This is a genomic window from Herminiimonas contaminans (assembly GCF_015645465.1).
GTDB classification, from domain to species: Bacteria; Pseudomonadota; Gammaproteobacteria; order Burkholderiales; family Burkholderiaceae_D; genus Oxalicibacterium; species Oxalicibacterium contaminans.
On record NZ_JADOEL010000021.1, the window covers coordinates 22,267 to 36,041 of the forward strand.

The 13,775-nt window shown below is 53.6% G+C and carries 13 protein-coding genes; 4 read left to right on the top strand and 9 right to left on the bottom strand.

Annotated elements, in window-relative coordinates:
* Nucleotides 1-213 precede the first annotated feature (213 nt).
* Nucleotides 214-978 (top strand): L-asparaginase, encoded by a 765-nt coding sequence (locus IXC47_RS17895; RefSeq protein WP_175624417.1) that lies wholly within the window; start codon nucleotides 214-216, stop codon nucleotides 976-978.
* 23 nt (nucleotides 979-1,001) lie between these two features.
* Here the strand turns inward: IXC47_RS17895 and IXC47_RS17900 are convergent, their stop codons facing one another.
* Nucleotides 1,002-1,973 carry a D-2-hydroxyacid dehydrogenase family protein gene (locus tag IXC47_RS17900; RefSeq protein ID WP_175624418.1) on the bottom strand — a complete coding sequence of 324 codons (972 nt, stop codon included), beginning with the start codon at nucleotides 1,971-1,973 and terminating at the stop codon, nucleotides 1,002-1,004.
* Between the two features lie 141 nt (nucleotides 1,974-2,114).
* Entirely contained in the window at nucleotides 2,115-2,348 is a 234-nt protein-coding gene (locus IXC47_RS17905; protein ID WP_175624419.1) for a DUF2061 domain-containing protein, read from the bottom strand.
* A gap of 207 nt (nucleotides 2,349-2,555) precedes the next feature.
* Here IXC47_RS17905 and IXC47_RS17910 point away from each other — a divergent pair, with 207 nt between their 5' ends.
* On the top strand, nucleotides 2,556-2,918 hold the full coding sequence (locus IXC47_RS17910) for a hypothetical protein (RefSeq protein ID WP_217703421.1): 363 nt from the start codon (nucleotides 2,556-2,558) through the stop codon (nucleotides 2,916-2,918).
* Nucleotides 2,919-2,921: 3 nt separating this feature from the next.
* Here IXC47_RS17910 and IXC47_RS17915 read toward each other — a convergent pair whose 3' ends face one another.
* The 3 genes from IXC47_RS17915 to IXC47_RS17925 are packed head-to-tail and all read right to left on the bottom strand — an operon-like array spanning nucleotide 2,922 to nucleotide 5,515.
* A complete protein-coding gene (locus tag IXC47_RS17915) occupies nucleotides 2,922-3,623 on the bottom strand; it encodes a phosphatase PAP2 family protein (RefSeq protein ID WP_195876571.1) in 702 nt (233 codons plus the stop codon).
* The gene (locus tag IXC47_RS17920; RefSeq protein ID WP_195876572.1) at nucleotides 3,620-4,483 is read right to left on the bottom strand and encodes an acyl-CoA thioesterase; all 864 of its coding nucleotides are present in this window, start codon (nucleotides 4,481-4,483) and stop codon (nucleotides 3,620-3,622) included. Before IXC47_RS17920 ends, IXC47_RS17915 begins: the two co-directional genes overlap by 4 nt.
* Nucleotides 4,484-4,513: 30 nt before the next feature.
* Complete coding sequence (locus IXC47_RS17925) at nucleotides 4,514-5,515, bottom strand: LLM class flavin-dependent oxidoreductase (RefSeq protein WP_195876573.1); 1,002 nt, start codon at nucleotides 5,513-5,515, stop codon at nucleotides 4,514-4,516.
* 288 nt (nucleotides 5,516-5,803) lie between these two features.
* Here IXC47_RS17925 and IXC47_RS17930 point away from each other — a divergent pair, with 288 nt between their 5' ends.
* On the top strand, nucleotides 5,804-6,118 hold the full coding sequence (locus IXC47_RS17930; RefSeq protein WP_195876574.1) for a hypothetical protein: 315 nt from the start codon (nucleotides 5,804-5,806) through the stop codon (nucleotides 6,116-6,118).
* Between the two features lie 14 nt (nucleotides 6,119-6,132).
* Here IXC47_RS17930 and IXC47_RS17935 read toward each other — a convergent pair whose 3' ends face one another.
* The 4 genes from IXC47_RS17935 to IXC47_RS17950 form a co-directional block, all read right to left on the bottom strand.
* Nucleotides 6,133-8,163 (bottom strand): cache domain-containing protein, encoded by a 2,031-nt coding sequence (locus IXC47_RS17935; RefSeq protein WP_326838426.1) that lies wholly within the window; start codon nucleotides 8,161-8,163, stop codon nucleotides 6,133-6,135.
* Between the two features lie 12 nt (nucleotides 8,164-8,175).
* Nucleotides 8,176-9,564 (bottom strand): sigma-54-dependent transcriptional regulator, encoded by a 1,389-nt coding sequence (locus tag IXC47_RS17940; RefSeq protein WP_195876575.1) that lies wholly within the window; start codon nucleotides 9,562-9,564, stop codon nucleotides 8,176-8,178.
* 155 nt (nucleotides 9,565-9,719) lie between these two features.
* Nucleotides 9,720-9,854, bottom strand: coding sequence for an MFS transporter small subunit (locus IXC47_RS17945; RefSeq protein ID WP_175624425.1), 135 nt, complete (start codon nucleotides 9,852-9,854; stop codon nucleotides 9,720-9,722).
* A 28-nt stretch (nucleotides 9,855-9,882) separates the two neighbouring features.
* Nucleotides 9,883-11,286 (bottom strand): L-lactate MFS transporter, encoded by a 1,404-nt coding sequence (locus tag IXC47_RS17950; RefSeq protein ID WP_195876576.1) that lies wholly within the window; start codon nucleotides 11,284-11,286, stop codon nucleotides 9,883-9,885.
* Nucleotides 11,287-11,725: 439 nt separating this feature from the next.
* Between IXC47_RS17950 and IXC47_RS17955 the strand changes: the two genes are divergently transcribed.
* Nucleotides 11,726-13,765 (top strand): TonB-dependent receptor plug domain-containing protein, encoded by a 2,040-nt coding sequence (locus IXC47_RS17955; RefSeq protein WP_195876577.1) that lies wholly within the window; start codon nucleotides 11,726-11,728, stop codon nucleotides 13,763-13,765.
* Nucleotides 13,766-13,775: the final 10 nt, after the last annotated feature.

The following is a 13,775-nucleotide window of genomic DNA, read 5'->3' on the forward strand; positions in this document are numbered from 1 at the left end:
CATAGGCACAGTGGAACGGCGTTTTTAGCGCAGGTATTCATGTGTGAACCCGACACGGTATACTTACTCTTTTTTGCGCGCACCGAAATAGTGCAAGCCACTGCACAAGCAAGCATTAAAAATGTGCCGCTGCCATATGCACGACAGAAATTCCCGCTACACTAGCGCGGGATCAAAACCCTGATTAAACGTATATACGAACTCGCTTTACCCATGAAACCTATCGCTCCCGGCACTGTGATTTTCCATCGCCATCGTGGCTATGGCGTGATCACGGCCGTCAACCTGATGACAGGCTGGATCTCGGCTCGTTTCGGCAACGAGATGCGCACGCTCGACCTGAATTTGTCGACCGATGAGGTGCAGCATGCTGATGGGGAAGCAATCCTGTTCCGTCGTGCGCCACCTGATCCTATGCCGCATGCACGGCTGATGGCGATGGTGCGCGAGCTGCACAAAGCGGGTTACCAACGCCTGTATCTGTATAGCTGGCCCAAGCCTTCCGGCTTGCACTGGCGCTGGCATTTGTTCACCGGCCCACGTAGCTGGATGGAGCGTCCATGGCGCGAAGGCTGGTATGGTTCAGGTGCCGAGTACAACTGCAATCCGGTAATGGGTTGGGGTGATGCGCCGGGTGAAACCGCAGAAGAATTGGCCAGCACCCTGGCGCAGTTCGATCCGACCGGCCTGGCACAAGCACTGGGACGTGATGAAGACCATACCAGATGGTTCGATATGGTGTGTGATGCGCTACTGCCTGACTACACGTTCTCGCTGGGTTGGGATAAACAGGATGGCCGTATTCCCGATGCCTTGCCGGTGATACCGGTGCGTCGCGGTGTGCCGGAATATACAGGCCCCGCCTTGCCGTGGCCACCAGGCTGGGCCAAGTTGCTGGGTAGCGCACACCTGGCCAGTACGACTGCGACCGTGTTGCCGAAACCAGCCAGCAGCGATAAATCCGATACCGTCAAATAAACTGCGACTTTACATCCGCAGCATCACTGCAAAACATTCTTGGGCGTGCCATTGGCGTAGTCGACGATGTTTTGAAACGCGCTGCCAAAGTAGAGTTCGTAACTATCCTTCTCTACATAGCCGAGATGCGGCGAGGCCAGCACATTCTCCATGCGTAGCAGAGGCGACGTCGGCGGCAGTGGCTCACTCTCAAATACATCCAGCGCAGCAAAACCGGGACGACCTTGTTCCAGTGCTGCCAGCAATGCATCCGTTGCCACCAGCTCGGCACGACTGGTATTCACAAACAAAGCTTGCGGTTTCATTTGCGCCAGATCGTCGGCAGTAACGATGCCGCGCGTCGCATCATTCAGGCGCAAGTGCAGGGTCAATACATCCGCCTCACTAAAGAATGCCTGTCGCGAACTCGCTGCACGATAGCCGTCACGTACTGCGGCCTCACAACTGGCGGGACGTCCCCACACCATCACATCCATGCCGAAAGCTTTACCGTAAGCGGCAATCATCTGGCCGATGCGGCCATAGCCCCAGATCCCCAGCGTGCGTCCTTTCAATGCCGTACCCAGCGTATTGCGCGCAGGCGACATCGATGCGATCTGCCACAAACCATCTTTCAGATTATTTACATACTGCGGCAGTTTGCGCATCGCTGCCATAATCAGGGTCCAGGTCAGCTCCGCTGGCGCAGTCGGATCGCCAACGCCTTCCACGATGGTGATACCGCGCGCCGCTGCTGTCGCCAAATCGATATGGCCGCTGACCTTGCCGGTTTGCGCAATCAGTTTCAGATTGGGTAATTTTTCCAGCAACTGCCGCGACAAGACCGTACGCTCACGTATCAGAACCAGTGCGTCGAAGCTTGCCAGGCGGATTGCCAGCTGACCGACACCGCGTGCACCGTTGGTAAATATTTTGACTTCATGCCCATCCAGCAGCGAGTAACAGTCCAGGTGGCGCACGCTATCCTGATAGTCGTCGAGTATCGCAATTTTCATCTACACATTCCTGTCGGGGTCAGCTGATTGAGCTGCTTATTATCCGACAGCTGGGGCAGATGCGGATGCTCTCGCCAAGTTGTCTGGACAATAAAAAAGCCGCTGATCATCAGCGGCTCAGTTCAACCATGCCAGCGGACGTTAAACAGTCTGCATATGCGACGCATCCGATGGCGCGGCCTTGCGTGCTTCGACCCTGGCGCGTATACGTTCCCACATCTTGTCGTGCAAGGGCAACAGCATCACGTTACAGATAGGCTCGACCACTGCGGCCACACCGCCCAGCGCGAGCGAACCAGTGGCGACATACATAACGGCAAATGCAACGGTCATGTGCATTGCAACCTGGCTAACGGTTTTTGCTGCGGTGACCATGATGGAATCCTTTCTTTCTTCTTAGCGGGAGCATTCATTTCTGAACCATGTAACAGATGATAACGATACGCATTTGATAGTTCAAATTGATTTAAATAAAGAATTTAATAGAAATTGGCTATAAATCCTTCAGCGCTTTACCAACGGCTTAGTCCCGCTTCGCGTAGAATCAAGGGGAGATTTACCCTTTAGCCATCCGGAACATACGTGCCACGTCGAATCACTCCTATCATTGCATCGCCTTATCGTGTGATTCGCAACTCCGTCCATACCCTGTGGGCCGTCCAAAGCCGGGAACGCGTGCGCCTGTGGGATGAGATGAACGAAATGCGTGGCTTGCTGCCTTTGCTCATGAAGCAACGCAATGGCTATCGCTGGACCGAACTGGATCGCAAACGCATCAAGGTACACCTGCGCAAGCTGGTGGAACTGAGTCCTTACCTGGTTTTATTTGTTGCGCCGGGCGGCTTCATCGTGCTGCCGGTACTGGCCTGGTGGCTGGATAGACGTCGCTTGAAACACGACGAAGAAACCGCTGCACGCATCGCGGAAGAAGCGCAACAACCTTAATATTCAGGCTGCCGCGCGTGGCGGCAAGATGATGCGCATCAACGCATCGATGACGAAGCAGGTGGCCCACACCAGCCACATACTCCACAGATTGTGCGACAGGAAATGCGCGCCGCGCGCCATTTGCACCACACTCATCAGCGCACCTATCGCCAGGCTGAATACCAGTATCAAACGCGCCAGTTTTGCTTTGCTGTCACGCAAGGCAAAATAACCCGCCATCACCGCAAAGCCACCCGAGGCATGACCGCCCGGCCAGCACAAACCCGGACCGGACATGGCGCCGATGGGACCAAATAAAGGAAACCACTGCGCCGAGCCGCCAAAGGTATTGATATCCCACGGGCAGGAATGCACGCTCGCACCTTTCAGGGTTTGCACCAGATAGGCGGCACACGCTGCCATCACGACAAACACAAACAATGCACGCCGCCACGGCTTCAGGCTCTCCACCCAATTGCTGGCGACCATCGCGACTCCGGCAATAACAAGTATCCAGACCGTAAACAATTTCAATACGGTGTGCCCCCAGAAATCCAGTGCATCAGAAACCCGTAAAGGAAAGCTATGGGTAGAGGGATCGAAGAACAGGTGCGCCAACCGGAAGTCCAGCGCGCCATCACGCGCGATCCATGTGAATAACAAGCCGCACAACAGCAAGCCGATCACATTGATCGTGGCAAAACGGGCATAGGAAGAATTCATTTTTTATCGTCGCGCAAACGGATCAGGCCCTCTTGCGCCACGGTCGCCAGCAATACGCCATATTGATTGTAAACATGCAGGAAACACAGGCCGCGACCGCCGGATGCGTTCGGGCTTTCCATCGCAAACAGCAGCCAGTCATCCATGCGGATCGGACGATGGAACCAGATCGTATGATCGAGGCTGGCGATCTGCAAACGCGGATCACCCATCTGGATGCCATGTGGTTGCAGTGCAGTCCATAACAAGCCGTAATCGGATACATAAGCAAACAGGCTCTCATGTACCAATGGATCGTTCGGCAACTCGACAGGCGCACGCGCCCATACCTGGCGCACCGCCGAAGCGCGCTCGCCGCCAAAAATATCGTCGGCTACATTTGCCCGGAAATCGACCGGTGCCGGATAGAAGGCACGACCGGTGGAGATGCCGCGTTGCTGCCATAGCTTGACGCTGGAAGGCAGTGTCTCGGGATCTGTCATCACCGGCGCTGCCTTCTGATGCGACAGACCATCTTCTTCCGACTGGAAGGAAGCCGACATCACAAAGATACGCCGACCTTCCTGCGTCGCCACCACCCGGCGTGTGCTGAAAGTACCGCCATCACGCACCCGCTCGACTTCATACTCGATAGGGAGCTGATGATTGCCCGGCAGGATGAACAAGGCATGCATGGAATGCGGGCGGCGCTGCGGCACCGTGCTGCAGGCTGCATACAGTGCCTGGCCCAGCGCCTGTCCACCGAACACATTCGGGCTACCCATGAAATGACTTTGCCCGACGTATCTGTCCGTGTCGATTTGCTGCAAGGCCAGTAACTGGACTATCTCTTCCGTGTTGTATAAGGATGTATCCAGCATGGGATGCCTTTGTTAGGGACGATTAATCGCTCAGGACTGCCAGACATCAGCCACGATGTCATACGAACGCACGCGCTTGGCATGATCGAAAATCATGCTGTTGATGATGATCTCATCCGCTTGCGTGCTTTCCAGGAAATCTTCCAGCTTTGCTTTCACCTGCGCCGCATCACCGATGATGGATGCACGCAGCATGGACTCAACCGAAATGCGCTCATGCGGCAGCCATGCATCGTCCATATTCTCTATAGGAGGCGGTAATTTACCCGGCGTGCCACGCACCAGACTCAAATGCATTTGCTGTTGCGAAGTCGCCAGGCGCTGTGCTTCCTCTTCCGTTTCCGCTGCGAACACATTCACACCTACCATCGCATACGGTGCGTCCAGCGTATCGGAAGGAACAAAAGTCTGGCGATATAAATGCAGCGCATTCAGCATGTAATCGGGTGAAAACTGTCCGGCAAATGCAAACGGCAATCCGAGGTGACCTGCCAGTTGGGCGCTATAGCTGCTGGAACCGAGCAACCAGATAGGGATATCGATACCCGCACCCGGCACCGCTTTCACGGTGGCGTTTTCATTGGTCGGCTTCAGGAAAGCGCGCAGTTCATTCAATTGACGCGGAAATTCGCTGCCATCGTCACTAATCTCCCGGCGCAAGGCACGCGCCGTCGCCTGATTCGAACCCGGTGCACGCCCCAGGCCTAGATCGATACGACCCGGATACAAGGAAGCGAGCGTGCCGAATTGTTCTGCGATGACGAGTGGCGCGTGATTCGGCAGCATGATGCCGCCGGAGCCGACGCGTATGGTCGAGGTTCCGCCTGCGACGTAGCCAATCACGACCGACGTCGCGGCACTCGCAATACCTGGCATGCTGTGATGCTCGGCCAGCCAGTAACGGTTGTAACCACGCTTCTCCGCATGTTGTGCGAGATCGAGCGAACGATGAAAAGCATCAGCTGGTGTACCGTCCACCAGAATAGGAGAGAGGTCCAGTACGGATAAGGGCGTATTTTTCAGGGATTTCATGAGCAACTATCTGACGGCGTAATGTATGCAATCCGTTAACAGCAGGAAATTGCAGCGATGGACATAAGACAGACAGCATAGCGTGAATCTGAAAAACGAGTCGGCTGTCAGAATTTAGCGGTCGAGAGGTAGTCGAGGCCGTTACAGGCAGGTAAATGGGAGGAAAAGTGTCCAATTGCGTGTAACTTTTACAAACACTGGCTTTTCTTCTTGTTAGTGAAAAATAAACCTTACCCTTGTCCGTTACGCTCACTACAATGGGACGACCAACTCACCGAAGGAGGTCATATGCCTTACACCCGCTCCATACTTGTTTCTGCTTTCCTGGCGATACTGTTGATCGGTTGTAAAAAAGCAGAAACGCCACCAGTGCCGAAAATGGATAGCAGCGGCTCGGTCGCTGCTCCAGTCACTTCCATGCCGCCATCCGAAGCCAGCACACCAGCTGCAGCACCTGGCGCCGTTACCAGCGGCGGTGATACCAGCGGAACGACGCAGGCCAGTCCGAAAGAGTTGAACAAAGAGCAGGAGTCTGCTGCCATGCCTTTGCCTGGACAAGCAAATAATCACTCAACAGCACCACCGGCAGACGGCAAAAAATAAAGCACTGTTGTACTTCAAGCCAGCAGTCGTACGGTAAATTCCGTGCCCTGGCCGGGTTCGCTCCTGACCGTGATGGTGCCGCCATAGCGCGCAACCAGCGTGTAACTGATGGACAGACCCAGGCCGGTTCCGCCTTGTCGCTTGGTGGTGAAGAAGGCATCAAAGATATGCGCGATGTCTTCTTGCCGGATGCCGCTGCCTGTGTCTTCCACCCGTATCAGGACACCGCGCGCACCCTTTTCATCCTCCCAATCGCTGGTAACGATAGTCAGCTTGCCGCCATCCTTCATCGCATGTATCGCATTGGTACAGAGATTAATCAACACCTGTTGCAACTCACCGCGATTGATAGGGACTGACAAGGTCGCTTCTTTTTTATGCACAACGACGATGCGGCTTTGATTCAGTAAATGTCGCACCAGTACCAGCGAGTCCGCGACCACTTCATCAATGTTGACTGTCTCAACGTAACCGGCGAATTCACCCGGGCTGGCAAATTGCAGCAACTTGGTGACAATGGTGTTGATGCGATAAATCTGTTGATCCATCAATTGCAATTCGCCTTGCACCGGCTGGACCGCTGCGCCCAAGGTGTCGCGCAGCACATCCAGATTGCCTTGCAAGACTGCAACCGGATTATTGATTTCATGCGCAACGCCTGCGGTAATCTCACCGATCGCAGCCAGCTTCTCAGCCAGTACTAATTGCTGTTGTGCCTGCACCAGCAATTTATTGGTTTGCTGTAGTTCGGCGGTGCGCTCGACCACTTTTTGATCGAGCTCATTACCCCAGCTTTTCAGTTCCGCATTTTGCTGCTGTACGGTATCCAGCAATTCATCGAGATGGCGTGACAGATTGCCCAGCTCATCACGTGCTTGCACGCCACCGGTACGCGCATCCATATCACCCAGCTCTACCGCAGTCATGGTGCGGTTCATGCCTTTCAGCGGTTCATAGATGCTGCGTGCGACACGCAGGGAGAAGTAAGCACCACCGATACCTATGGCGATAAACAGGAGCGCCAACAAGAGGATGGCGGTTTCCTTGGCCTTGCGGAATGGTTCTTCGAGGTAGCCGACGTACAGCATGCCGACCCGTTTGCCGAAGCTGTCGCTGATGGGTTCATATGCCGAGATGTACCAGTCGTGCACAACGAAGGCACGATCCAGCCAGGTCTTGCCATCATTGAGTACATGATCGCGTACGATTTGTGATGCACGCGTACCCAGCGCGCGCTTGTTGCCGAACAAGCGCACATTGGTGGCGACGCGCACATCATCGATGAAGAGGGTGGCGGTACCGGCACTGCCTTCCGGCAAGGAGCCTTCGGCATAGACCAGGCTATTAATGGTATCGACGAAGCTCAGGTTCTGGTTCAGCAACATGCCGCCTTCGAGTACACCCAGCAATTTGCCATCGTCGTCATACACGGGTGTCGCCGAGTGGATCACCATGCCGCTCTTCTCTGCAGTCTTTTTGGTGGCAGCTGCATTCGGTGTATTCAGTAATTCTATGTAAGCCTGCTGCGCTGCCTTGTCGCTCAGCTGACGCAACTGCTCTTCGGAGTAGATATCAATCGCGGTCGCTTTCTCACCCTGCAAGGCGCTGTACACCACCGGCCAGCTTTCCGCGATCAGCTCTGCCGGTTTGCCATTGGAAGAGACGATGACGCGTCCTTGCGGATCGAGGAAGTTGAGGAAATCGAGGTCCAGTGATTTTTGCTTTTCCGCCAGCATGCGCTGCAGGTTTGCATTGCCGTCATCACGCACGGTCGTCACGAAACGATAGGAATCACCGAGGCTGGATACGTCCTGGCCTATGCGTTCGCGTACATGGATGAAGTACTCATGCGCGACCGTCAGGTCGCTGCTGACCTTGAAGGTCAACAAGCGGTCGTAGTAACCGAGACCCCAGTAGAAAATCAGTGAGAAAAGTATCGGCAGCGCCGTCAGCAAAGGTACCAGTGCCACCAACAATAGCTTGGTGCGTACCGAGACATTGCCAAGGATATGACGGGTAGCGACCCATTGCATGAAACGTCGCACAGTCTTCCGTTTCTATACGCCCCACTCGGCGCATTTGCGCTCGAGGGTCTTGCGTGAAATGCCGAGGCGACGACCAGCCTCGGTTTTATTGCCACCGACCTCGGCCAGTATCTTGAGGATATGTTGTTTCTCGACAGCTTCCAGCGTGACGTCACCGTTCGCGCTTGCAGTTCCGGTATTGGTCGCTGCGGTCACATCGGAGATATTACCGAGTATCAGCCAGCGCTCGATCAGGTTGCGCAACTCGCGCACATTGCCCGGCCAGCTATAGTTCGCCAGTGCAGAAAATAGATTGTTATCCGGCTTTTTCGCTGCCACACCCAGCTGGTGCGCCAGTTGACGCACGAAGTATTCAGCCAGGGCGGGGATGTCTTCGCTACGTTCACGCAGCGGCGGCATATGCAGTTGCACGACGTTGAGGCGGTAATACAAATCCTGACGGAAGCGCCCTTCCTGCACCGCCTCTTCGACATTGCGATTGGTCGCTGCGATGACGCGTACATCAACGGGTATCTCGCGCTCGGCACCGACCGGACGTATTTTCTTTTCTTCCAGCACGCGCAGCAGTTTGACTTGCATGGTCAATGGCAACTCGGCGACTTCATCGAGGAAGAGGGTGCCGCCTTGTGCGTAAAAGAATAGGCCTTCACGTGATGAAGCTGCGCCACTGAACGCACCTTTCACATGACCGAACAACTCGCTTTCGATGATCTCTGGTGCAACCGCACCGCAATTAACCGGGACAAAATGATTGCCCGAACGATTGCTGAGATTGTGCATCGCGCGTGCGGCGATCTCTTTGCCGGTACCTGATTCGCCCGTGATGAGCACCGTGCTGGGTACGGTCGCCAGGCGCTTGATCGCTTCACGTATCGGTTGCAAGGCGGCTGAAGCACCGATCAATCCATCGACGCCGGCGAGATCCACATGCGTATCCAGCTCGCGGCGCAGGATAAAGTTCTCACGTCGTAGATGCGCACGATCAAAGCAACGACCTATCGCACTCAGTATCTGATTAACGCGGAAGGGTTTGAGCAGGAAGTCAGCCGCACCAGCGCGCAGGGCACGGATGGCCGTTTCCAGATCGGCGAATGCGGTGATCAATACCACGTCGTTATGCAAACCCAGTTCGCGTATTTCTTGCAACCAGTCGACACCTGATTTACCCGGTAGCGAGTTATCCAGAATGATCAAATCAAAATGATACTGACCCAGCAATACGTTAGCCGCTTCTACCGACTCCACGGTTTCTACACGACTACAGCGTCCGACCAGCGTACGTTGCAAAAAGCTGCGCATGCCAGGTTCGTCATCCACGATCAGGATGGAGCGCTCTTGCCAGCCGCCAAATGCTTCGACGAAAGGCTCTTCTGGATGGTTGACGGGGGTTGCAGCAGTCATAATCAATTTTATGCGGGATGGGCCACGAACTATGGATAAGCTTTTCTTATAACCCATAATTGTTCTTCCTGCAGTAGCCGTCTGGCGAGGCGGCAACAGGGCAGAAAAAAGCGAGGTACATCCAAGTACCTCGCTTTGGCCGGATGCGATGGAATTTAATGGAACAGCGCCATCGCCTTTTGCAGCGTAGACCACACGCCCCAGACCAACGGTATCGTGACGTACGCCCAGAAAATGGCGATCACTGCCGGGCTGGTTTGCTTGCTGCTAACAGATGTATTTGCATTCATATCTTTCTCCTGGTCATGTATCGCAAGCTTAAGCAGCGCTGGCAGCTTGTGCGTTACCGCCGTGCACCGGCTTGTTGGCTTTCGCTGTGTCGTCACGCATATAGTGCTTGGCATCTACCGGCTTGATCAGCATATTGCAGACGAAACCAACCAGCAGCAGACCGGCCATGATGTACATGGTGACGGCATAAGCTTCACCTTTGGCGACACCCTGATCGATCTGGTATTGACGGATGTAATTCACCAGCACCGGACCCAGCACGCCAGCAGCCGACCATGCGGTCAGCAAACGACCATGGATTGCACCGACGAATTTGGTACCGAACAGATCGGCCAGGTACACAGGCACGGTCGAGAAGCCGCCACCGTACATGCTGACGATGATGCCGTAGAAGATCACGAATAGCGCCACGCTACCGCTATGACCGGTGTATGGAATGCATGAGTAGAGGATGATGCCGACGGTAAAGAAGATGAAGTAGGTACGCTTGCGACCGAGGTAGTCAGATGCCGACGACCAGAAGAAACGGCCACCCATATTGAACACGCTCAACAGGCCAACGAAACCAGCAGCAGCTGCGACCGATACAGTGTCCTTGAAGGTTTCCTGAATCATCACCGAAGCCTGACCCAGGACGCCGATACCTGCGGTGACGTTCAGACACAGCACCAGCCACAGCAGATAGAACTGCGGTGTTTTCATCGCTTGTTCAATATCGACGTGGTGCTTGGTAATCATTTTGTTCTCGACCACCGGCGGTACCCAGCCTGCTGGTTTCCAGTCAGGTGGTGGAATGCGGATAGCCAGCGCACCGATTGCCATCGAGATGAAATAAAGCACGCCCATCACAACGAAGGTTTCCGTCACGCCGACCGAAGTCGCGGTCTTGAAATGATCCATCAGGTAAACCGACAAAGGCGCACCTATCATCGCTCCGCCACCGAAGCCCATGATGGCCATACCGGTCGCCATACCGCGGCGGTCCGGGAACCATTTGATAAGCGTTGAGACCGGTGAAACATAACCGAGACCCAAACCTATGCCGCCGATGACGCCATAGCCGAGGTAGACCAGCCAGATCTGGTGCAGCGAAACACCGACGGCCGAAATCAGAAAGCCACCGCCGAAGCAGCAAGCCGCAACAAACATGGTCAGGCGTGGGCCGACTTTTTCCAGCCATTTACCACCGAAAGCGGCGGCCAGGCCCAGGAAGACGATGGCCAGACTGAAGATCCAGCCCAGCGTGGTCAGCTTCCAGTCTTCCGGTGCCGGACTGTCTATACCTATCAACTTGGATAAAGGGCCGTTGAATACGCTGAACGCGTAGGCCTGTCCTATACACAGATGAACTGCCAATGCAGCTGGCGGCACCATCCAGCGGTTGAAGCCGGGACCGGCGACACTTTTATCTTTAGCAAAAAAATCGAGCATGTAAATCTCCTCATTTGATCTTGTTCGCAACATCGCTGTGTTGCGAGGCGTTTTTGACGGCGCTCATGCATCGTCTGCGGTGAAGCTTCTTCACCAGGCCCGGATCTATAGGCAATCGACATGCCATGCAGGGAAATCAATACAAGTCATTGATTCTTATTACTTATTGCGACCGCACATTAATTCGGCGCAGGGACAATTTGACCGCGTATAGCGACAATTTGACCCGCTTTAACTAGAAATGATGACTACTCTCAAAACTGCCATGCCTGCGCTCAATCTGTGGCAAATCATCATCAAATCCGGTTAATTTATCGTTAAATCATTATGTCGTTTAAATGCATAACGTATATACTCTCGCTTTTTAAAAATAGGTCGTTATTCCTGAACAGCTACAACGTGGCCGTCAGCGAGGCCATAAAATAGTAGAGGGAGTAAGATGAAATACCCGTTGTCCCGTACCACCATCGCAGCGTCCTTGCTGCTGGCGTTCGGTAGCAGCTTCGCTGCAGAGCCAGCCAATGAATCCAATATTTTCACGCTCGGTGAAATCAATGTTGCCGGAACTGGCACAACACCACCTGCAGTAGGCGGTGCCAAAGTCACGCGCGAAGAACTGGATGATTTCAACCGTGAAACCGTGGTTGATGCACTCGACCTGCTGCCTGGCATCACCACCACCGGCGGTGGCCAGCGCAATGAACGCATGGTGACGGTACGTGGCTTTGACAGCCGCCAGGTACCGGTATTCATCGATGGTATTCCGGTCTACGTTCCATATGACGGCAACGTTGATCTGGCGAGATTCACAACTTATGACTTGGCTTCAATCGAAGTAGCGAAAGGCTTTAGTTCGGTCTTGTATGGTCCCAACACCATTGGTGGTGCGATCAATCTGGTAACACGTCGTCCAGTAAAAGCATTCGAAGGCAATATTGGTGTAGGCGTACGCAGCAATGACAAATTCGATGGCAATGGCAAAAGTACCAATGTCAATCTCGGAACCAATCAGGGCACTTGGTACGCCCAACTTGGTTTGTCCTATCTGGATCGGGATGGCTATACCTTGTCGCGCGATTTCCGCCCTGTAGCTTCACAGCCTAAAGGTGACCGACTCAATGCCTACAATACCGATAAAAAAATCAATATGAAGGTCGGCTGGACGCCAAATGCGACTGATGAATATGCATTGAACTACGTGAACCAAAAGGGTGAAAAAGGTAGCCCTCCGTACGCTGGTTCAGCCATCAATAAAGCAAATGGCAAACCGGTTACGCCTAATTACTGGCAATGGCCGGCATGGGATAAGGAAAGCTTGTATTTCATCTCCAATACCGCACTCAGCAGCAACTCCTATATCAAAACGCGTTTGTACTACGACAAATTTACGAACCGCCTAACTTCATTTGATGATGCGACTTATACAACCGTAACCAAATCGAAAAAGTACCCTTTCCGTAGCTTCTATGACGACTATACCTACGGTGGTAACGTCGAGTACGGCACCAAACTGTCCGATGTAAATACACTGAAAGTTGCTTTGCATGTTAAACAGGACGTGCACAGAGAACACGATGAAGGTGATCCGGAACAACGTTCTGAAGACCGCACTACATCTTTTAGCGTTGAGGATACGCACAAGCTCACGAACAAGCTGGATTTGATCGTAGGTGCCAGCTATGACAAGCGTCAGGAAAAGCAGGGGCAAAAATACAATTCCGGCGTCATGACGAATTTCCCTGTCAAGGATTCCTCGGCCTTCAATCCACAGGCAGGTTTGATTTATCACACATCGGAAACCGGCAATGCGTACCTGACCGTCGCACGCAAGTCACGCTTCCCGACTATCAAACAACGCTATTCCGCAGGCTTGGGTACTGCAGTGCCTAACCCGAATTTGAATGTCGAACGTTCCATCAACTATCAGTTGGGTATTTCGGAAAAATTGACATCAAAAGTTCGAGTAGATGCTGCGATTTTTTATAACGACATCACCGACATGATGCAAAACGTCCAATTGGGCATAATTTGTCCTAGTGGAAATCCTTGCAATCAAATGCAAAACATCGGCAAAGTGTCTAGCAAGGGGATTGAACTCGGCCTTACTGCAGCTGTCACCAATACGCTTGAATTGGGTGGTAACTACACATACCTCGACCGGAAAAACAAAAGCGATGCGAAGCTGCTAACCGACGCTCCTGCACACAAGTTGTTTGCCTATGCCAAATGGGCTGCGACCCCAAGCATGAACGTCATCGGTAGCGCAGAGTACAACTCCAAACGCTACAGCAACAGTGACGATGCAAGCCGTTATGCAGCGGGTTTTAGCCTGGTCAACGCCAAGTTAAGCTATACCTTGCAGAAAGACGTAACCCTTGAAGCAGGCGTCAACAATCTGCTGGATCGTAACTACGCGTATTCCGAGGGCTACTACGAGGAAGGCCGTAATTTCTTCGCTAACATGAACTACCGTTTCTAAGAGTTTCACT

Excerpts from the sequence above, each read along its gene's own strand:
- IXC47_RS17900 (WP_175624418.1), bottom strand. The coding sequence starts at position 1,973 with ATGAAAATTGCGATACTCGACGACTATCAGGATAGCGTGCGCCACCTG.
- IXC47_RS17930 (WP_195876574.1), top strand. The coding sequence starts at position 5,804 with ATGCCTTACACCCGCTCCATACTTGTTTCTGCTTTCCTGGCGATACTG.
- IXC47_RS17905 (WP_175624419.1), bottom strand. The coding sequence starts at position 2,348 with ATGGTCACCGCAGCAAAAACCGTTAGCCAGGTTGCAATGCACATGACC.
- IXC47_RS17915 (WP_195876571.1), bottom strand. The coding sequence starts at position 3,623 with ATGAATTCTTCCTATGCCCGTTTTGCCACGATCAATGTGATCGGCTTG.
- IXC47_RS17950 (WP_195876576.1), bottom strand. The coding sequence starts at position 11,286 with ATGCTCGATTTTTTTGCTAAAGATAAAAGTGTCGCCGGTCCCGGCTTC.
- IXC47_RS17925 (WP_195876573.1), bottom strand. The coding sequence starts at position 5,515 with ATGAAATCCCTGAAAAATACGCCCTTATCCGTACTGGACCTCTCTCCT.
- IXC47_RS17940 (WP_195876575.1), bottom strand. The coding sequence starts at position 9,564 with ATGACTGCTGCAACCCCCGTCAACCATCCAGAAGAGCCTTTCGTCGAA.
- IXC47_RS17920 (WP_195876572.1), bottom strand. The coding sequence starts at position 4,483 with ATGCTGGATACATCCTTATACAACACGGAAGAGATAGTCCAGTTACTG.
- IXC47_RS17955 (WP_195876577.1), top strand. The coding sequence starts at position 11,726 with ATGAAATACCCGTTGTCCCGTACCACCATCGCAGCGTCCTTGCTGCTG.
- IXC47_RS17895 (WP_175624417.1), top strand. The coding sequence starts at position 214 with ATGAAACCTATCGCTCCCGGCACTGTGATTTTCCATCGCCATCGTGGC.
- IXC47_RS17945 (WP_175624425.1), bottom strand. The coding sequence starts at position 9,854 with ATGAATGCAAATACATCTGTTAGCAGCAAGCAAACCAGCCCGGCAGTG.